We start from the raw sequence: 18,474 nt of genomic DNA, 5'->3' as shown, positions 1-18,474 counted from the left end.
CGCTCGCCTCCTCCGTCGCGCTGCTGCGGTTGGCATCACAGCGCGCGGATCGCGATTCGTCAAGCTTCGATGTGAACAACGCTGCTTTCGCTGTGAAGTTGGGTCCGAGGTCGGTCGTGCTCGCCGCAGACTTCACGGGTATCGCTGTGACAACAACGTGTTGACGTGAGATGTCGCTCGCCATACTGTGTCGCCGCGCACAGCAGCGCCGCCGCGTCGAGCAGCGGCCGAGGAGGGAGAACCGGTGCCCGGACCTGCGGACGCCCCGCTCTGGCTGGGGGTCGACCTCGGCACGCAGGGCGTGCGTGCCGTGCTCGTGGACGGCACGGGTGCGGTGCTCGGCAGCGGCGCGGCGCCACTGGAGCGCGACGTGCGCGAGGGCGAGCGGCACGAGCAGGACCCCGCGGAGTGGTGGAGCGCCACCTGCACCGCCACCCGGGCAGCGCTCGCCGGACGCGGTGGGCGACCCGTCGCAGGGGTGAGCATCGACGCGACGTCGGGCACGCTCGTCGTCCAGGACGCGCGGGGTCGCGCCGCCGGGCCCGCGCTCATGTACGACGACCGGCGTGCCGCGCGCGAGGCGCTCCTCGCACAGGACGCAGGCGCCGCGCTCTGGAACGAGCTCGGCTACCGGATGCAGGCGAGCTGGGCGCTGCCGAAGGCGGCGTGGCTGTCCGCGCGGAACGCGGTGCCGGCCGGGCACCGCCTCGCCCACCAGGCCGACCACGTCGGCGCGCGGCTGGCAGGCCACCCGGTGCCCACCGACTGGAGCCACGCGCTCAAGACCGGGTACGACCTGCTCCGCGACGCGTGGCCGGACGCCGTGCTGGAGCGGCTCGGCGTCGATCCCGCGGTCCTGCCCCCGGTGGTCGCGCCCGGCACGCGCGTGGCCGTGGTGTCGGCGTCCGCCGCCCAGGAGTCGGGCGTCCCCGCGGGCACGCCGATCGTCGCCGGCATGACCGACGGCTGTGCCGCGCAGGTGGCCACGGCGGCGCTGGCGCCGGGGCAGTGGTGCTCGGCGCTCGGCACGACGCTGGTGCTCAAGGGCTCCACACCCGACCTGCTGCACGACCCGAGCGGCGCGGTGTACTGCCACCGCAACCCCGACGGCGGGTGGCTGCCCGGCGGGGCGTCGAGCACGGGGGCCGGCGTCCTCGCCACCGACCTGCCCGGTGCGGACCTGGACGTCCTCACGGCGCGCGCGCGGGAGCGCGGGGTTCCCGCGGGCGCGACCTATCCTCTGGCCGGGCGGGGCGAGCGGTTCCCGTTCGTCGCCGACGACGCCGAGGGCTTCGACCTCGGGGGCCCGCCCGGCGGGGATGCGGCGGACCGGCTGCAGCGCGTCGCGCACGGCGTCGCCTACGTCGAGCGGCTGGCATTCGACGTGCTCGCCGGCCTGGGTGCCGACGTCTCGGGCCCGGTGGTCGCCACCGGCGGGGCCGGCCGCAACGACTGGTGGACGCAGCTGCGCGCCGACGTGCTGCAGCGCCCGGTGGCCGTGCCGGAGGAGTCCGGTTCCGCGCTCGGGTCGGCCGTGCTGGCCGCCGCCCCACCCGGGCGCCTCGCGGAGACGGCGCGGTCGATGGTCCGCATCCGCCGCCGCTTCGACCCGGACCCGGCCCGGGCGGACGAGCTGACGGAGGGATACGCGCGCCTGGTGGCCGCCCTGGACGACCGGGGCTGGCTCGGAAGCGTGCCCCCGGGGTTCAGGAAAGCCACTTTCATGAACGTGCAGGACAGGAATGTGGCTTTCCTGAACTCCGCGGGCGAGGGCGAGGGCCCTTCGTGAGCGCCACCGAACTCACCCTCGTCCGGCACGGCCGCACCGTGTGGCACGCCGAGAACCGGTATGCCGGTGTCAGCGACGTGCCGCTCGACGACACCGGGCGCGCACAGGCCGCTGCCCTCGCCGACTGGGCGCGCCACCAGGGCTTCGACGTGCTGGTCTGCTCGCCGGTGTCGCGGGCGCGGATCACCGCCGCACCGGTGGCCGCGGCGCTGGGCCTGGAACCGGAGGTCGTGCCCGAGCTTCGCGAGACCGACTTCGGCGTCGCCGAGGGGCGCACCCTCGCCGAGCTGCGCGCGAGCCACCCGGAGGCCGCGGCGGCGTTCGTCGCCGATCCGGTGGCGCACCCGTTCCCCGGCGCCGAGCCGCCTGCCGCCGCCGCCGCGCGGGCCGTGGACGCGCTGCGCGCCGTGGCCGAGCGCCACCGCGGGGCGAACGTGCTGGTGGTCGCGCACAACACGCTGCTGCGCCTGGCGCTCTGCGCGTGGCTGGGCATCCCGCTCTCCCGCTACCGCGACGTGCTGCCGCGGCTGGAGAACGCCGCCGCCACCCGGCTGCGCGTGCCCGCCGATCCCGGCCGGCCGCCCGCGCTGCTGGCCCTGAACGTCCCCACCTCACCGGCCGTCACCGCCGACGCGCCGGATCCGATCGCAGGGAGGACCGCATGACCCGCCGCGAGCTCTGGACCCCCACCCGCCGAGACGTGCTGCGCATGCTCGGAGTCGGTGGTGCCACCGTCGGTGCCACGTCCCTTCTGTCCGCGTGCGGGATCGGCACCGGCGGCGGCCCCGTCGCCGAGAACGGCGCCGCCGAGGTCACGGGCGGGTTCGACTGGCGCAAGGCCGAGGGCACCGAGATCTCGGTGCTGCAGACCCCGCACCCCTACCAGGTGGCGTTCCAGCCGCTGCTGGCCGAGTTCACCGAGCTCACCGGCATCACCGTCCGCGCCGACCTGGTGGCCGAGGCCGACTACTTCACCCGCCTCAACACCGAGCTGGCCAGCGGCGCCGGCAACTACGACGCGTTCATGACCGGCGCCTACTTCATCTGGACCTACGGCCCGCCCGGGTGGATGGAGGACCTGAAGCCCTGGCTGGACAACACCTCCGCCACGAACCCCGAGTACGACTTCGAGGACATCTACGAGGGCCTGCGCCGCTCCACGTCCTGGGACTTCCAGGTGGGCAGCCCGCTGGGCACCGGCGGGCAGTGGGCGATCCCGTGGGGCTTCGAGACCAACGTGATCTGCTACAACAAGTCGGAGTTCGACCGGCGCGGCATCCGGCCCGCGGAGACCTTCGACGAGCTCATCCAGCTCTCGACCGATCTCACCGACCGGGCGAACAACACCTACGGCATCGCGTTCCGCGGCTCGCGCTCATGGGCGACCATCCACCCGGGCTTCATGACGCAGTTCACCCGCGAGGGCTGCAAGGACTACGAGCTGCAGGGCGATCAGCTCACGGCGACCATGAACTCCCCGCAGGCGGTCGACTTCACGCGCAAGTGGGTCGAGCTCGCCCGCACGGCCGGCCCGACGTCGTGGACCACGTACGACTACCCGGACTGCACGGCCGACCTCGGCGCCGGGACGGCGATGATGGTCTACGACGCCGACTCCGCGACCTACCCGCAGAACATCTCCGGCAACAGTGCGCAGGCCGGCAACCTGGCCTGGCACCCGGGACCCGCCGGCCCGGACGGCAACTACGACACGAACCTGTGGACGTGGTCGCTGGCGATGAACTCGGCGTCGCAGAAGAAGCTCGCGGCGTGGCTGTTCATCCAGTGGGCCACCGGCAAGGAGGCCCAGACCAAGGCCGTGCAGACCGGGCAGCTCGGCTTCGCCGACCCCACCCGCGCCTCGGTCTTCGACGGCGCCTTCAAGCAGACGCTCGGCGACTTCCCCGGCTACCAGGAGACGTTCGAGAAGGTCATCGGCTCCACCGACATCAAGTTCACGCCGCAGACCCAGTTCTTCGAGACGACCGAGGAGTGGGCGGTCGCGCTGCAGGACATCTACGCCGGCCAGGACGCGCAGACCCGGCTCGACGCACTGGCGGAGGCGAACACGACGGCCGTCAACCGGGCGGGCTGACGCGTGACGACCACTGCCGTCCCACCGACGAAGGGACCGGCCGCCGCCGACCGCGCCCCGCGCGCGGTGCCGGCGTGGCGGCGGGGACTGCGGCCCTACCTGCTCTCGATCCCGGCCGTCCTGATCATCGTCGGGATCCTCTACCCGTTCGTGCTCGGCGCCTACTACGCGTTCCTCAACTACGCCGCCGTGGTGCCGCGCCCGTCGTTCGTCGGGTTCGAGAACTTCGCCGAGATCCTCTCCGATCCGACGTTCTGGACGAGCGTGCGCGTCACGCTGTTCTACGCCGTGGCCGCCACCGTGATCGAGACGGTGCTGGGCGTCGCGATCGCGCTCCTGCTCAACCGCTCCAGCCTGATCGGGCGGGTCTTCGAGCGGGTGCTGATCCTGCCGCTGATGATCGCGCCGGTGATCGCGGGCGTGATCTGGGGGCTGATGTTCAACCCGCAGTTCGGCGTGCTCAACCACGTGCTCGGCCTGGGCTCGACGTTCGACTGGCTCGGTGAGAGCACCGCGATCTGGTCGGTGGTGCTCGTCGACGTCTGGATCTTCACGCCGTTCGTGGCGATCCTCGTGCTGGCCGGGATCCGGTCGCTGCCCAAGGAGCCCTTCGAGGCCTCCGCGGTGGACGGCGCCGGCTGGTTCTACATGTTCCGCCGCCTGATGCTGCCGATGATGTGGCCCTACATCCTGGTCGCGGTGATCTTCCGGTTCATGGACTCGCTGAAGATCTTCGACCACGTGTACGTGCTGACGGCGGGCGGGCCCGGCGACGCCACGCGCACCCTGCAGATCGGCGCGTACCAGAACTCGATCGTCAACCTCAACTACAGCCAGGGCAGCACGTACATGTTCCTGCTCTGGGTGATCGTCTTCCTGACCGCCCGCTACCTGGTCAGCGTGCTGGGCAAGGCCCAGCGGCGCGCCGCCGGATCGGAGGATTGATGCCCCCCACCGGGAGTGCAGTGCGTATATCGGCGGATCCAGGTTTCCGCTGGGCGTGCCGGCGGGCCGACCTCGTATTGGACATACTCGGCCGGTTCGCCGGTGCGGCCAGCGGGGAGCTGGGCCGTCGAGATATGTGCGGCACTCCCGGTGGGGGGCATTAATGGCTTCGAAGGAGCTTTCGCCGGGTCAGCGGCGGTTCTCGCCGGCGTCGGTCGGCGCGGACGCCGCGCTGCTGGTGTGGTTCGTGTTCTCGCTGTTCCCGCTGGTCTGGATGGTGCTGCTGGCGCTGAAGACCGACGCGGAGCAGATCAGCACCTACTTCGCGTTCACGCCGACGCTGGAGAACTTCGCCACGGTGCTGTCGGACGAGGGCACCCGGCTGACCAGCGTCGACTTCACCCAGGCGATCTTCACGAGCGTCGTCAACTGCGTGGGCGCGGTGCTGGTGTCGCTGGTGATCGGCCTCCCGGCCGCATACGCGGCGGGGCGCTGGCAGTACCGCGGGAGCAATGACGTGATGTTCACGATCCTGTCGTTCCGGTTCGCGCCGGAGCTGATGGTGATCGTCCCGCTGTTCGTGATCTACAACCAGCTGGGGCTGTTCGACACGAACGTCGGCATGATCTGGGTGCTGCAGCTGGTGACGATGCCGCTGATCGTCTGGATCCTGCGCTCCTACTTCCAGGACATGCCCGCCGAGCTGGAGCAGGCCGCGCTGCTCGACGGCTACACCCGGCGCCGCGCGTTCGTCATGGTGGCGCTGCCGCTCGTGCGCCCGGGGATCGCCGCCGCGGCGCTGCTGGCGTTCATCTTCGCCTGGAACAACTACGTGTTCCCGCTGATCCTCACCGGCAGCGAGCACACGCCGGTGACGGTGGCCGTCACCCGGTTCCTGGGCGGCGGCGGGCAGGCCTACTACAACCTGACGGCCGCGGCCGCGCTGATCGCCGCGCTGCCACCGCTGCTGGTGGCCCTGTCGATCCAGCGCTACCTCGTGCGCGGGCTGTCCTTCGGGGCGGTGAAGTCCTAGTGGGTTCCCTCTCGGTGAAGGGCCTGACCGCCCGCTACGGGAAGACGGTCGCGCTGCACGGGATCGACCTCGAGCTGGCCGACGGCGAGTTCTTCGTGGTCCTCGGCCCGTCCGGCGCCGGCAAGACCACCACGCTGAAGAGCGTCGCGGGTCTCGTCGACGGCGCGCAGGGCGAGATCCGCATCGCCGGGCGCGACATGACCGGCGTGGAGCCCTACGACCGCGGCGTCGCGATGGCCTTCGAGAGCTACGCGCTCTACCCGCAGAAGACGGTGGAGCAGAACCTCGCCTCCCCGCTGCGCTCGGGCCGCAACGGCACCTGGACGCCGGCGCAGCAGGCCGAGCGGATCAAGGAGGTCACCACCACCCTCGGCATCGACCACCTGCTGGCCCGCTTCCCCCGCGAGCTGTCCAACGGGCAGCGCCAGCGCACGGCGCTGGGCCGGGTGCTGGTGCGCCCCGCCGAGGTCTACCTGCTCGACGAGCCCCTCTCGCACCTGGACGCCAAGCTGCGCGCGGCCATGCGGGCCGAGCTGAAGCAGCTCGGCGAGCTGTCGGGCACCACGACGCTCTACGTGACGCACGACTACCAGGAGGCGCTCGCGCTCGGCGACCGGATCGGGGTGCTGCGGGAGGGCCGGCTGGTGCAGGTGGGCACCCCGGCGCAGGTCTGGGCCGAGCCGGTGGACACGTTCGTCGCCCGCGCGCTGGGCCAGCCGGAGATGAACCTGCTGGACGCGGCGGTGGATGCGGGCGTGGCGCGGGTCGGGAAGGCCTTCACCGCCGGGACGCCCGCGGCGCAGGGCCCGGTGCGGATCGGGATCCGGCCGCGGGACCTCGAGATCGTGGACGGGCCGCCGCCCGCCGAGCGGCTGGTGCTGCGCGGCCGGGTCGTGCTCGCCGAGCGCCTCGGCCGGTCGGTCGAGCTGTCCGTGGACGTGGCCGGGGTGTCCGTCATCGCGGTCACCTCCGACCACCGGGTGCACGAGGGCGACGAGGTCGTGCTGGCCGTCGACTGGGAGCGGGTCCACGTGTTCGCGGCCGACGGCGCCGGGCTCCGGCTCGGCGCGGCCCGCTGCCCGGAGGCCGCTCGGTCCAGTTCTGCGCCGGCGGGAGGCGCCCGATGACCGCGACGGCCCAGAGCCTGCGGCTGGAGTCGCTGCGCAAGACCTACACCGCGCGCGGCCGCGAGCCGTTCGAGGCGGTGAAGGGCATCGACCTGGACATCGAGCCGGGCGAGCTGGTGGCCCTGCTCGGCCCGTCCGGCTGCGGGAAGACCACGACATTGCGGATGATCGCCGGCCTGGAGACCGTGACCGGCGGGAAGATCATGATCGGGGACCGCTCGGTCGGTGACCTGCCGCCGGGGAAGCGGAACGTGGGCGTCGGGTTCGAGAGCTACGCGCTCTACCCGCCGCTGACGGTCCGGGAGAACCTCGCGTACGGGCTCAAGGCGCGCCGCGCGAAGGACGCGACGGCGCGGGTGGACGCGATCGCCGAGCGGCTGGAGATGACCGAGCTGCTGGGCCTGCGGCCCGCGAACCTGTCCAGCGGGCAGAAGCAGCGCGTCGCGCTGGCCCGCGCGCTGGTGCGCAACCCGCCGGTGCTCCTGCTCGACGAGCCGCTCTCGCACCTGGACGCGGGGCAGCGCCAGCGGGTGCGCCGGGAGCTGAAGGTGCTGCAGCGCGAGTTCGGCTACACCACGATCGTCGTCACCCACGACCAGCTGGAGGCGCTCAGCCTCGCCGACCGGATGGCCGTGATGGACGCCGGCGTGATCAAGCAGTTCGGCACGCCCGACGAGGTCTTCGACGCGCCGGCCGACCGGTTCGTCGCCGACTTCGTGGGGGAGCCGTCGATCACGTTGCTGCCCGGCACCGGCACGGGCGACGGTGTGCGGGTCGGCGACGCCGGCGGGCTGCGCGCGGCGGTGCGGGTGGCCGAGGGGCGCGACGTCGTGGTCGGGCTGCGCCCGCAGGACTGCCACCCCGCCGACGGGGGCCCGGGGCTGGAAGGGACGGTGCTGGTGTTCGAGGACCTGCTCGAGTTCGGGCTGGCCACGGTGGAGCTGCGCGGGGTCGACACCCGCGTGGTCGCGCAGGTGGAGCCGGGGCACCCGGTGCGCGCGGGCGACCGCATCACGCTGGCCGCCCCGCCCGAGCGCGTGCACGTGTTCGACCCGGCGAGCGGGGAGCGGCTGCGATGACCCCCCTCACCCACCCCGCCGGCTCCGCAGGCTTCCGTCCCCCGGTGATCGTGTGCGCGGGGGACGAGTTCATCTCCGCCGACCTGCTCGCGCGCGCCCTGGAGGGCGCGGGGGTGGAGGCGGAGTTCCGCAGGATCGACTCGCGCTGGCCCACGGAGCCGTTCGCGGCGTTCGACGGTGTGCGCGAGGCAGCGGGGGACCCGGCCCGGCTCGCCGAACTGGTCCGCGGCGCCGACGCGCTGGTCACCCACCTCGCCCCGCTGACCGCCGACGTGCTGGCCGCCGGGGGACTGCGGGTGGTCGGCGTGACGCGCGGCGGCCCCGTGAACGTCGACGTGCCCGCGGCGACCGCGGCCGGCACGCTGGTCGTGCACCTGCCCGGGCGCAACCTGGGCGCGGTGGCCGAGTTCTGCGTCGGCACCATGATCTGCGCGATGCGCGGCCTGCCGTCCGCGGCGATCCGGCTCGCGTCCGGGCACTGGGACGCAGGCGGGTTCCGCTACGAGCGCACCGGCCTGGAGCTGCGGGCCGCCACGGTCGGGCTCGTCGGGCTGGGCGCGGTCGGGCTGCGGGTGGCGGAGCTGCTGCGCGCGTTCGGCTCGACGGTGCTCGCCCACGACCCGTACGCCTCTGCCGAGGCGGCCGAGCGCGTGGGCGTCCGGCTGGTGGAGCTGCCCGAGCTGCTGAGCGGCTCGGACGTCGTCAGCGTGCACGCCCGGCTCACCCCGGAGACGAAGCAGATGGTCGACGCCGCCGCGCTGGCCGCGATGCGCCCGGGCGCGGTGCTGGTGAACACCGCTCGCGGGGAGCTGGTGGACACCCGAGCGGTGGACGCGGCACTGGAGTCGGGACACCTGCGGGCGGCGGTGCTGGACGTGTTCGACCCCGAGCCCCCCGCTCCGGACGACCCGCTGCTGCGCAGACCGAACGTCTTCGCCACCCCGCACCTGGCGGGCGCGTCCCGGCAGGTGGCGGAGGAGTCGGCCGCGCGGATCGCGGCGGAGGTGGCGACGGTCCTGTCCGGCGGCGCGCCCACGAACTGCGTGAACCCGGAGGTGCTGGACGCCGGTGCGGCCCCGTAGGGCGGCGCGGATGCGGGTTCACGCCAGGGGGAAGGGCAACCCGTCCGGCACCTGGTCGGGGCTCTCCCGGTAGGCGTGCTGCGCGAGCGTGGCCGCGCGGAAGTAGCCCGCGACGCGGGCCGCCGTTGCGCCCGCCACGCCGGCGTCGGCGAGCGCCTGGTCGAAGAACGCGAGGCAGATCCCGTCGAGCTCCGCGTGCTCGCCGTTCCCGGCGTGCAGGCGCATCATCGACGACTCGTCCCCGTAGCCGCCCGTGTAGAGGTGCGGCCCACCGAACGCCTCGGCGAGGTAGGCGGCCAGCCGCTCGTCGTGGCGGGGATGCATCGGGCGCTCGAACGGGTGCGCCGAGACCGGGTCGGTGAGGCAGAGCTCGTGCCAGCGGCGGCACACGGCGAGGAGGACGTCGAAGCCGCCGATCTCGTCGTAGAGCGTCATGCGCCCAGTCTGGCGGTCGCGCCGGCGGCGGTCGTGGAGGAAACGGAAGCAGCACGCCGACCGATCAGGCGAGCAGGGCGGCGAGCCAGTCCTGCTCGTGCCGGGCGATGTACGCGGTGTCGCGCCGCCAGACCGCGCCGTGGCCCTCGTCCCACAGCCGCGCCCACGGCTGGGCGCCCGTCGCGTGCCCGCCGGCGAGCAGGTCGTACATGGCGCTTGGAGCGGCGGGCGAGCATCGGGGCCAGCCGGCGGCGCCGGGCCTCGTCGAGGCCGTAGGCGTCGGCGACGAGCCGCACGCGGGCGGCCGCGTCGGGGCGCTGCCAGGCCGGGTCGGCCGAGAGCGGGACGAAGGCGCGCACCGCGTAGGCAAGGTCCCACAGCCGCGAGCCCGGGCCCGCGACGTTCCAGTCGATGAACGTCCAGGCGTCGCCCTCCGCGACGAGGTTCCACGGCGCCAGGTCGTGGTGGGCGATGATCTCGCCGCCGCCGTCGTCCTCGGGCGGGATCACCACCTGCCACACCGCGTCCGGTGGCAGGGTGAACCCGGCGACGGCGTCGTGGAACGCGCGGATCAGGCGCGCGACCCGCGCCAACCGGTCTGCGGGTCCCACCTCGTCGAAGTGGTCGGGCCAGATCGTGCGGCCCGGCACGAACTCCAGGACCTCCCGGCCGCGCTCGTCGAGGCCGAGCGGGCGCGGCGCCCCGTCGAAGGCCACCTCGTGCAGGTGGGCCAGCAGGGCGTGCACGGCCGGCGTCCACGGGCCGGCCGGGCGGCGGACGGTGTCGCCGACGCGAACGACCCCGTCGCTGACGTTGCCCCCGGCGAGCGGGATCTCCTGCGGCACGTGGCCATCCTGCTCGCGACGGCCGGTGGGCGCCCCCGATTTCACACCTCGGTCAGCGGCACGGCCGGGTCGGCCAGGCGCGCGGGGTCCACGTCGGCCTGCGCCCGGATGAGCCGCTCGATGTCCTCGGCGACGTCCCAGACGTTGACGTTCATGCCGGCGAGGACCCGGTCGCCGGCGAGCCAGAACGCGACGAACTCGCGGGTGGCGAGGTCCCCGCGCACGACGACCCGGTCGGTGACGTCGGGATGGGCGTAGCCGGTGTACTCCATGCCGAGGTCGTACTGGTCGGTGAAGAAGTAGGGCAGCCGGTCGTAGGTGGCGTCGCGGCCGAGCATGGTCCGCGCGGCCACGGCCGGCTGGTGCAGCGCGGTGGACCAGTGCTCGATGCGCAGCTGGCGGCACAGCAACGGGTGGTAGGCGTTGGCGACGTCGCCGGCGGCGAGGATGTCGGCGTCGGAGGAGCGCAGGTGCCGGTCGACGAGGACGCCGTCGTCGACGTTGAGCCCGCACGACCGCGCGAGATCGACGTTCGGTGCGGCGCCGATGCCGACGACCACGGCGTCGGCGGCGAGCTCCGTGCCGTCGGCGAGCAGCACGGCGCCGACGCGCGCGGGATCGTCGGCCGCGGGCCGGACGGCGGCGACGGTGACGCCGCAGCGCAGGTCGACCCCGTGCGCGGTGTGCAGGTCGGCGAACACCTCGGCCAGCTGCGGTCCGAGCACCGCCGGCAGCGGCAGCCGGGCGTGCTCGAGCACGGTCACCTCGGCGCCCGCCGTGCGGGCCGCGGCGGCGGTCTCGAGCCCGATCCAGCCCGCCCCCACGACGACGATGCGGGCGTCGGCGCGCAGGGCGGCCCCGAGGTCGTCGCTGTCGTCGAGGCTGCGCAGGTAGTGCACGCCGGCGAGGTCCGCGCCGGGGACGGGGAGCCGGCGCGCGGCCGAACCGGTGGTGAGCAGCAGCTTGTCGTAGCGCTCCCGTTGCCCGGTGCCGGTCACGACCTCGTGGGCGCTCCGGTCGATCTCCGCGACCGTGGTGCCCGGCCGGAGGTCGATCGCGTTCTCGGCGTACCAGCCCTCCGGGTGCACGAACACCGAGTCCCGGGGGTGGATGCCCTGCAGGTACCCCTTCGACAGCGGGGGCCGCTCGTACGGGCGGTGCGGCTCGGCGCCGAACAGGACGACGCGTCCGTCGAAGCCCTCGGCGCGCAGCGCCTCGGCCGCCTTGGCGCCGGCCAGTCCCGCCCCGACGACGGCGAAGGTGGGTGATCCGCTCATGTCCGCTCCTGTCCTCGTGCGCCGCGTTCTACAGGTGCCGATGCGCGCGGCCGGACGCGTCGCCTGCCGTGGTGAGGGCGAGGAACTCCGCGCGCGATCGGGGGTCCTCCCGCAGGGTCCCCAGCAGGGTCGAGGTGACCGTGCTGGCGCCGCCCGCGCGGACGCCGCGGACGGTCATGCACATGTGCTCGGCCTCGATGACCACCCCGACGCCGTCATGATGTCGCATCCTCCGCGTTCTAAAGGATAATACTCTTGACGTTAGAACTTGGGGGGTGCGCCGTCAACGGCCGGCGTCCCGGGAGAAGGTGGTGGACCCGTTGGACGACTTCGTCGCGCAGGTCAGCAGCGTGGGCGCGCTCGCCGAGCCGGCCCGCCGCGCGCTGTACCTCCACGTGGCCGCGCAGCCGGGGCCGGTGAGCCGTGACCAGGCCGCCGCGGCCGTCGGGGTGCCGCGGCACACGGCGAAGTTCCACCTGGACAAGCTGGTCGCCGACGGGTTGCTCGACGTCGAGTTCCGGCGGCTGTCCGGGCGGCGCGGACCGGGAGCCGGGCGGCCGGCGAAGCTGTACCGGCGCTCCGCCCGCCAGCTCGCGGTCTCGCTCCCACCGCGGCACTACGACCTGGCCGGGCGGATCTTGGCCGGCGCCGTGGACGAGTCGGCCCGGGACGGGGTGCCGGTGCGGGAGGCGGTGCAGCGCGCCGCCGCCGCGGCGGGCCGCCGCCTCGCCGCCGACGAGGACGTGCGCGTCGCCGACCCGTCCGCGTCGGTCCTCGACGAGGTCGCCCGGGTGCTCGCCGGTCACGGGTACGAACCGCGCGTCGAGGGCGACGGGGTCGTGCTCGCGAACTGCCCCTTCCACACGCTGGCGCGCGAGCACACCGAGCTCGTCTGCGGCATGAACCTGCACCTCGTCGCCGCCCTGCTCGACGAGCTCGGGTGCTCCGACCTGCTGGAGGCCGCGCTGCGGCCGGCACCGGCGCACTGCTGCGTGCGGGTGGTCGACCGGCGACACGGGTAGGGCGCCGTCCGTCCCGGCGTGCGCCGGTCGTAGGAAAAGCGTGCGCCCGCGTCCGGAGGGTGGGTGTCCGGGAACGGAGCACGAGGAGAGGCGGCGGACGTGGGCACGAGCGCGAGTGGGGTGACCGTCATCGGCCTGGGGCCGATGGGGCGGGCGATGGCGAGGTCGTTCCTCGCGGCGGGTCATCCGGTCACGGTGTGGAACCGGACGGCGTCGCGGGCGGACGAGCTGGTGGCGGCCGGTGCACGGCGGGCGGCGACGGCGGCGGACGCGGTGCGGGCCAACGAGCTGGTGGTGCTGAGCCTCACCGACTACCGCGCGATGTACGACATCCTGGGCGGCGCCGGGGACGCGCTGGCCGGGCGGGTGGTCGCGAACCTCGGCTCGGACACGCCCGAAGTCACGCGCGGCGCGGCGACGTGGCTGGCCGAGCGCGGCGCGGAGCTGGTGACCGGCGGTGTGATGGCTCCCGCCGACCTGGTGGGCAAGGACGGCGCGTACGTGTTCTACAGCGGTTCCCGGCAGGCGTTCGACGCCCACGCCGCGACGCTGCAGGTGATCGGCCGGACCGAGTTCCTCGGCGCGGACCACGGCCTCGCGCAGCTGTACTACCAGGCCATGCTGCAGGTGTTCCTCACGTCGCTGGCCACGCACCTGCAGACGTTCGCGATGGTCGCGGCGGCCGGCGTGCCGGCGGCGGACTTCCTGTCGCACGCCGTGGCCAACGCCCACGACATCGCGGCGTACCTGCCCGACGCGGCGCGGGCGGTGGACGAGGGCCGCCATCCCGGCGACCTCGCCTCCGTGATCATGATGGGGGCGTCGGCCGACCACGTCGCCGGGGCGAGCCGTGACCTCGGGCTCGACACGGCCCTGCCGGACGCCGTCAGGTCGCTCTACGACCGGGCGATCGCCCGCGGCCACGGCGAGGACAGCTGGACGAGCCTGGTCGAGGTGATGCGGAAGCCCTAACCCCGCACCACCGGGTTGCTCAACACCCCGACGCCGGGGATGCGGCACTCGGCCGTGTCGCCGGGTCGGATGTGGGCCGCTCCGGGGGTGCCGGTGGAGAGGATGTCGCCGGGCTGCAGCGGCATCACCGCGCTGTGGAAGCTCACCAGGAACGCGGGGGAGTAGCGCATCCGCGCCACCGTGTTCGTCCGGTGCTCCTGACCGTTCAGCACGGTGCTGACCTCGAGCTCGGCGAGGTCGGGCAGCTCGGCGAGCGGCACGATCTCGGGCCCGAAGGAGAAGAAGCCGGGGAAGTTCTTCGAGCGGGTGAGGAAGCGGGGGTTGCGCTCGAGGATGTCCTCGGCGGTCTGGTCGAGCACGGCGACCACGCCCGCGACGTACTCGAGGGCGTCGGCCTCGGAGACGTTGCGGCAGTGCCGGCCGATGACGAGCGCGACCTCGGCCTCGGCGGTGGTGCGGGAGCTCTGCGGCGGCACCGGGATCGGCTCGCCGGGCCCGATCACGGTGTGGTCGCCCTTGACGAAGGAGGCGGGTTCGTCCGGGACCTGCTCGGACAGGTCGGCGGCGTGGTCGACGTAGTTCAGCCCGATGCCCCAGATCAACCGGGGGTGGCGGTAGGGCGCGCCGAACTCGACGGACGCCCGGTCGGCGAACACGCGGTCCGGGGCGTCCGCGGCGAGCTTCTCCAGCTCCGCCCACCGCCCGTCGACGAGGATCGACAGCGCGTCGCCGGAGAACCCGGGCACGAGATCGGCGACGCGGACGACCCCGCGGCGGGCGTCGACGAGGGCGGGGACCTCGGTGCCGTCGTGGCGGATGCTGGCCAGGCGCATGGTGATCCTCTCGGGGAAGCGTGCCGTCAGTGGCGAACCTAAGGGACGAGCGTGCGGTCGCGGGCGGCGCGGCGCACGCGAGGCAGCACGAACGGCACCAGCACCAGCAGCGCGATCACGATCAGCAGGACCAGGCTCGTGGTGCGCTGTAGGAAGATCGACGGGTCGCCACCGGAGATGATCATCGTCTGGCGCAGCGTCTCCTCGGCCAGCGGCCCGAGCACCAGCGCGATCACCAGCGCCGCGGGGGACATGCCGAACCGGCGCATGAAGAACCCGAGCACCCCGCAGGCCAGCATGATCCCGACCTCGACGATGCTGCCGTTCACCGTGTAGGTCCCGGCGACGCAGAGCGCGATGACGACCGGCGCGAGCACCCGGAACGGCACCCGCGCGATGGAGGCGAAGACCGGGATGCAGAACAGGTTGACCAGCAGCAGCATCACGTTGCCCAGGTACATGCTCGCGATCAGGCCCCAGGCGAACTCGGGGTTCTGCTCCATCAGCAGCGGGCCCGGCTGCAGACCCCACATGAGGAACCCGCCGACCAGCACGGCGGTGGACGCCGAGCCAGGGATGCCGAGCGTCAGCAGCGGCACCATCGCGCCCGCCGACGCGCCGTTGTTGGCGGCCTCCGGGCCGGCCAGCCCGGCCATCGCGCCCTTCCCGAAGCGCTCGGGCCTGCGGGAGAGGGACTTCTCGAGGTTGTAGGACATCAGCGACGCCACCGTGGCCCCGGCGCCGGGCGCGGTGCCGACGAGGAAGCCGAGGAACGAGCCGCGCACGATCGGACCGCGCGACTCGCGGTAGTCCTCCCGGTTCGGCCAGAACCCGCGAGCGCGGCTGCTGACACGCACGTAGCCCAGGCGCTCCAGGTGCCCGCCGCGCCACAGGGTGTGCAGGATCTCGCCGATCCCGAACAGGCCGATGGCCACCGGGACGAAGTCGATCCCGTTGATCAGCTCCGTCGAGCCGAACGTGTAGCGCTGCTCCCCGCCGCCGACGTCGACGCCCACGGTCGCGAGGCCGAAGCCGAGCAGCGCGGACAGCGCGCCGAGCAGCCGGTGGCGTCCGATGACCACGATCAGGGTGAGCAGCCCGGCGATCACGACCAGGAACAGCTCGGGTGGCCCGAAGCTCGCGGCGACGGCTGCGGTGGCCGGAGCGGCGACGCTGATCAGGACGGCGCCGATCGTGCCGGCGACGAACGAGGCGACGGCCGCCATCACCAGCGCGGGCCCGGCCCGGCCCTTGCGGGCCAGCGGGTAGCCGTCGAAGGTGCTGGCCACGGTGGCCGACTCGCCCGGCGTGTTGATCAGGACGGAGGTGATCGTGCCGCCGTACATCGCGCCGTAGTAGACGGCGGCCAGCATGATGATCGCGCCGGTGGGCTCGAGGGCGAAGGTCAGCGGCAGCAGGATCGCGAGGCCGGCCGACGGCCCGAGCCCCGGCATGACGCCGACGACCATCCCGAGCAGCACGCCCGCGCCGAGCAGCAGCACGTTCTGCAGGGTGAGCAGGGCCAGGATGCCCTGGCCGAGGTCCGCGAAGACGTCCACGGTCGCGCCTCCTCCTCAGGGCAGCGGCAGGACGCCCGCGGGCAGGCCGGCGCCGAGCAGGGTCTCGAACAGCAGGTACAACCCCAGCGCCAGGCCGACGCTGACCAGGGTGTTGAGCACCGGGCGCGGGCGGTTGAGCAGCCACAGGCAGCCGAACAGGAACAGCGCGCAGGCGAGCACCGCCCCCAGGGTCACGAACGCGGCGGCGAACACGGCGCTCGCGCCCACGACGACCGCCATCGTGCGCGGGTGGCGTCCGAGTTCGGCCTCGCCCGCCTCCTCGCCGTCGGCGCCGGTGTCGGGGTCGGTGTCGGGGGCGGCGGCCTCCGGCGCCCGCAGGCTCTGCACCAGCGCGACGAGCGCGAGCGCCACCCCGAGCGCGCCGATCACCCGCGGGAAGAACCCGGGCCCGATGCGGCCCGCCGCGGTACGCCACTCCATGCCCATGGCGAGCTGCAGGTAGGCCGCCAGCAGGACGAGCAGCACCCCGAAGAAGACGGTGCGGGGCCCCACGCGGAGCCCGCCGCTGCCGGCGGTGGCGCGCTCGGCCTCCACGGCAGTCACAGCGCTCCCTGCTCGGTGAGGATGCGCCGGAACTCGCCCTGCGTCTGCTCCAGGTAGGCGGTGAAGTCCGCGCCCCAGCGCAGGTCGACCGACAGGTGGTTCTCTGCGACGTAGGCCTGCCACTCCGGGGTCTCGACGACCTTCTGCATCGTCGCGATCCACCACTGCTGGGCGTACTCGGGCGCGTCCGGGGGGAGGATCAGCCCGCGCGGCATGGACGGGATGCCGGTGAAGCCCAGGCTCGCGTCCGTCGGCACGTCGGGCAGCTCGGGCAGCGGCTTCTCGGCCGTGCTGAGCAGTGCGCGCAGCTGGCCGGCCTGCACCTGGCCGAGGACGGTGCCGGGGTTGGAGACGGCGGCGTCGAGCGCGCCGGACAGCAGCGCGGTCTGCATCTGCCCCTCGTCGTTGAAGGGCACGTACTCGATGGGGTAGCCGGCCTTCTCGGCGAGCATCGAGTGCACGATGAAGTCGACGTTGACGGTGCCGATGCCGCCGACCACGGCACCGCCCTTCGCCTTCGCGAACTCCACCCACCCCGCCCAGTCGGTGACCGGGCTCGTGCCCGGGAGCAGGAACAGCGCGTCGTCGGTGGCGAAGAGCCCGACCGGCGTGAAGTCCTGCGGCTGCCAGCCGGTGTCGGCCTGCAGCGGGGTGGTGATGAACGAGCCGGACGTCGTGGAGATGGCGTAGCCGCTGCCCTCCTCGGCGAAGACGTGCCCCCACCCGGTGGAGCCACTGCCGCCCTCCCGGTTCTCCACGACGATGTCGTGCGGGTAGAGCTGGTGGCCCTGCAGGATCTCGACGATCTTGCGGGCCATGATGTCGTTGCCCCCGCCCGGACCGAAGGCGATGGTCCACTCCAGCTCCTGGGAGGGGTACTGCTCGGGCGGTTCGTCGGTGGCCCCGGCCGAACAGGCGGTGGCTGCCGCGGCCACGACCGCCGCGGCCGCGGCCGCGCAGGCCCTCCTGAGGATCGCGCTGGACATGCCGTGCCTCCCTTCCCCGGCGGCGTTGCCGGGTACGTGCGGGGCGGTTCAGGACCAGGTGAATCGGGGTGGGCGCTTCTCGAGGAACGCGCGCACGCCCTCGGCGTAGTCGGGGGTGTCGAAGGAGGAGTTGCGGATGCGCCGCGTCTCCTCGTCGTCGGTGAGCTGGCCGGCCACGACGCGGCGGACCATCTCCTTGCCACCGCGCACGCTGAACTGCGCGCGCGTGCTCACCAGGTCGGCGAACCCGTAGGTGTGCGCGGCGAGCTCGTCGGTGGGCAGCACCTCGTCGAACAGGCCGAGGGCGCACGCCCGCTCGGCCGGGATCTGCTGGCCGGAGACGAGGATCCAGGTCGCCCGCGACGGGCCGACGAGGTCGACGACGCGCTTGGTCGACGCGAGGCCGTAGACGAGCCCCAGCTTGGACGGGGTGATCGCGAAGCGCGCCCGCTCGTCGGCGAAGCGCAGGTCGCAGGCGAGTGCGAGACCGGCGCCGCCCCCGATGCAGTACCCGTGCACCATCGCGACGGTCGGCTTGGTCATTGCGGCGAGCGCGTGCTCGGCCGCGGCGACGTGCTCGTTGTAGCCGCGGGCGCTCTCGGCGTCGCCGCGCTCGCGCTCGAACTCGCTGATGTCCGCACCCGACGCGAAGGCCTTCTGCCCGGCGCCGCGCAGCACGACGACCTTCACCGCGCGGTCGGCGTCCAGCCCGCCGAGGACCTCCGGCAGCGACCGGTACATGTCGATGGTGATCGCGTTGTGGCTCTGCGGCCGGTTCAGCACGACGGTGGCCACCGCGCCGACCTGTTCCACCAGGATCTGGTCGGACAT

At 73.5% G+C, this 18,474-nt stretch carries 18 protein-coding genes and 1 pseudogene; 10 read left to right on the top strand and 9 right to left on the bottom strand.

Going from position 1 to position 18,474, the window contains the following annotated elements; genetic code table 11:
• Positions 1-244 precede the first annotated feature (244 nt).
• The 8 genes from FB558_RS03465 (at position 245) to FB558_RS03430 (ending at position 9,150) form a co-directional block, all read left to right on the top strand.
• Positions 245-1,789 (top strand): FGGY-family carbohydrate kinase, encoded by a 1,545-nt coding sequence (locus tag FB558_RS03465; RefSeq protein WP_142048012.1) that lies wholly within the window; start codon positions 245-247, stop codon positions 1,787-1,789.
• Positions 1,786-2,454 (top strand): histidine phosphatase family protein, encoded by a 669-nt coding sequence (locus tag FB558_RS03460; RefSeq protein ID WP_142048010.1) that lies wholly within the window; start codon positions 1,786-1,788, stop codon positions 2,452-2,454. Before FB558_RS03465 ends, FB558_RS03460 begins: the two co-directional genes overlap by 4 nt.
• Positions 2,451-3,884, top strand: coding sequence for an ABC transporter substrate-binding protein (locus tag FB558_RS03455; RefSeq protein WP_142048008.1), 1,434 nt, complete (start codon positions 2,451-2,453; stop codon positions 3,882-3,884). Before FB558_RS03460 ends, FB558_RS03455 begins: the two co-directional genes overlap by 4 nt.
• Before the next feature lie 3 nt (positions 3,885-3,887).
• Entirely contained in the window at positions 3,888-4,829 is a 942-nt protein-coding gene (locus tag FB558_RS03450) for a carbohydrate ABC transporter permease (RefSeq protein WP_142048006.1), read from the top strand.
• A 163-nt stretch (positions 4,830-4,992) separates the two neighbouring features.
• Entirely contained in the window at positions 4,993-5,862 is an 870-nt protein-coding gene (locus FB558_RS03445) for a carbohydrate ABC transporter permease (RefSeq protein WP_142048004.1), read from the top strand.
• Between the two features lie 14 nt (positions 5,863-5,876).
• Complete coding sequence (locus FB558_RS03440) at positions 5,877-6,989, top strand: ABC transporter ATP-binding protein (protein ID WP_246106233.1); 1,113 nt, start codon at positions 5,877-5,879, stop codon at positions 6,987-6,989.
• Positions 6,986-8,068 (top strand): ABC transporter ATP-binding protein, encoded by a 1,083-nt coding sequence (locus FB558_RS03435; RefSeq protein ID WP_142048000.1) that lies wholly within the window; start codon positions 6,986-6,988, stop codon positions 8,066-8,068. The genes FB558_RS03440 and FB558_RS03435 overlap by 4 nt, the downstream gene beginning before the upstream one ends.
• Positions 8,065-9,150 (top strand): NAD(P)-dependent oxidoreductase, encoded by a 1,086-nt coding sequence (locus tag FB558_RS03430; protein ID WP_142047998.1) that lies wholly within the window; start codon positions 8,065-8,067, stop codon positions 9,148-9,150. The genes FB558_RS03435 and FB558_RS03430 overlap by 4 nt, the downstream gene beginning before the upstream one ends.
• 18 nt (positions 9,151-9,168) lie before the next feature.
• Here the strand turns inward: FB558_RS03430 and FB558_RS03425 are convergent, their stop codons facing one another.
• The 4 genes and pseudogenes from FB558_RS03425 to FB558_RS03410 all read right to left on the bottom strand — a co-directional run.
• On the bottom strand, positions 9,169-9,585 hold the full coding sequence (locus FB558_RS03425) for a globin domain-containing protein (protein ID WP_142047996.1): 417 nt from the start codon (positions 9,583-9,585) through the stop codon (positions 9,169-9,171).
• Complete coding sequence (locus tag FB558_RS03420; RefSeq protein WP_211366057.1) at positions 9,582-10,430, bottom strand: phosphotransferase; 849 nt, start codon at positions 10,428-10,430, stop codon at positions 9,582-9,584. Before FB558_RS03420 ends, FB558_RS03425 begins: the two co-directional genes overlap by 4 nt.
• Positions 10,431-10,471: 41 nt before the next feature.
• On the bottom strand, positions 10,472-11,707 hold the full coding sequence (locus tag FB558_RS03415) for an NAD(P)/FAD-dependent oxidoreductase (protein WP_142047994.1): 1,236 nt from the start codon (positions 11,705-11,707) through the stop codon (positions 10,472-10,474).
• A gap of 28 nt (positions 11,708-11,735) precedes the next feature.
• A pseudogene (locus tag FB558_RS03410) lies at positions 11,736-11,981 on the bottom strand (GTP cyclohydrolase I); the annotation flags it as partial.
• Positions 11,982-12,018: 37 nt separating this feature from the next.
• On the opposite strand from FB558_RS03410, the gene FB558_RS03405 reads away from it, so the two are divergent.
• Together FB558_RS03405 and FB558_RS03400 are read left to right on the top strand one after the other, a co-directional pair.
• Positions 12,019-12,729, top strand: coding sequence for a helix-turn-helix transcriptional regulator (locus FB558_RS03405; protein ID WP_342787278.1), 711 nt, complete (start codon positions 12,019-12,021; stop codon positions 12,727-12,729).
• Between the two features lie 99 nt (positions 12,730-12,828).
• Positions 12,829-13,701, top strand: coding sequence for an NAD(P)-dependent oxidoreductase (locus FB558_RS03400; RefSeq protein ID WP_142047992.1), 873 nt, complete (start codon positions 12,829-12,831; stop codon positions 13,699-13,701).
• On the opposite strand, the gene FB558_RS03395 is transcribed toward FB558_RS03400, so the two are convergent.
• Genes FB558_RS03395 through FB558_RS03375 form a run of 5 tightly spaced genes read right to left on the bottom strand, consistent with a single transcriptional unit; the run spans position 13,698 to position 18,474 of the window.
• Positions 13,698-14,534 carry a fumarylacetoacetate hydrolase family protein gene (locus tag FB558_RS03395; RefSeq protein WP_142047990.1) on the bottom strand — a complete coding sequence of 279 codons (837 nt, stop codon included), beginning with the start codon at positions 14,532-14,534 and terminating at the stop codon, positions 13,698-13,700. The genes FB558_RS03400 and FB558_RS03395 overlap by 4 nt on opposite strands.
• 38 nt (positions 14,535-14,572) lie before the next feature.
• Positions 14,573-16,093 carry a tripartite tricarboxylate transporter permease gene (locus FB558_RS03390; protein WP_142047988.1) on the bottom strand — a complete coding sequence of 507 codons (1,521 nt, stop codon included), beginning with the start codon at positions 16,091-16,093 and terminating at the stop codon, positions 14,573-14,575.
• A 15-nt stretch (positions 16,094-16,108) separates the two neighbouring features.
• Positions 16,109-16,657: a tripartite tricarboxylate transporter TctB family protein gene (locus tag FB558_RS03385; RefSeq protein ID WP_170231167.1), complete on the bottom strand. Its 549-nt coding sequence runs from the start codon at positions 16,655-16,657 to the stop codon at positions 16,109-16,111.
• Positions 16,654-17,643, bottom strand: coding sequence for a Bug family tripartite tricarboxylate transporter substrate binding protein (locus FB558_RS03380; RefSeq protein ID WP_142047984.1), 990 nt, complete (start codon positions 17,641-17,643; stop codon positions 16,654-16,656). Before FB558_RS03380 ends, FB558_RS03385 begins: the two co-directional genes overlap by 4 nt.
• A gap of 48 nt (positions 17,644-17,691) precedes the next feature.
• Complete coding sequence (locus tag FB558_RS03375) at positions 17,692-18,474, bottom strand: enoyl-CoA hydratase-related protein (protein ID WP_142047982.1); 783 nt, start codon at positions 18,472-18,474, stop codon at positions 17,692-17,694.

The organism is Pseudonocardia kunmingensis, from assembly GCF_006716445.1.
Classification (GTDB): Bacteria; Actinomycetota; Actinomycetes; order Mycobacteriales; family Pseudonocardiaceae; genus Pseudonocardia; species Pseudonocardia kunmingensis.
The sequence above is the reverse complement of the archived record's forward strand: the minus strand, read 5'-3'. Positions and strand labels throughout refer to the sequence as shown.

Bases quoted from the DNA above. Each gene is read 5' to 3' on its own strand.
- FB558_RS03455 (WP_142048008.1), top strand. From the start codon at position 2,451: ATGACCCGCCGCGAGCTCTGGACCCCCACCCGCCGAGACGTGCTGCGC.
- FB558_RS03445 (WP_142048004.1), top strand. From the start codon at position 4,993: ATGGCTTCGAAGGAGCTTTCGCCGGGTCAGCGGCGGTTCTCGCCGGCG.
- FB558_RS03435 (WP_142048000.1), top strand. From the start codon at position 6,986: ATGACCGCGACGGCCCAGAGCCTGCGGCTGGAGTCGCTGCGCAAGACC.
- FB558_RS03430 (WP_142047998.1), top strand. From the start codon at position 8,065: ATGACCCCCCTCACCCACCCCGCCGGCTCCGCAGGCTTCCGTCCCCCG.
- FB558_RS03425 (WP_142047996.1), bottom strand. From the start codon at position 9,585: ATGACGCTCTACGACGAGATCGGCGGCTTCGACGTCCTCCTCGCCGTG.
- FB558_RS03415 (WP_142047994.1), bottom strand. From the start codon at position 11,707: ATGAGCGGATCACCCACCTTCGCCGTCGTCGGGGCGGGACTGGCCGGC.
- FB558_RS03395 (WP_142047990.1), bottom strand. From the start codon at position 14,534: ATGCGCCTGGCCAGCATCCGCCACGACGGCACCGAGGTCCCCGCCCTC.
- FB558_RS03380 (WP_142047984.1), bottom strand. From the start codon at position 17,643: ATGTCCAGCGCGATCCTCAGGAGGGCCTGCGCGGCCGCGGCCGCGGCG.
- FB558_RS03375 (WP_142047982.1), bottom strand. From the start codon at position 18,474: ATGTCCGACCAGATCCTGGTGGAACAGGTCGGCGCGGTGGCCACCGTC.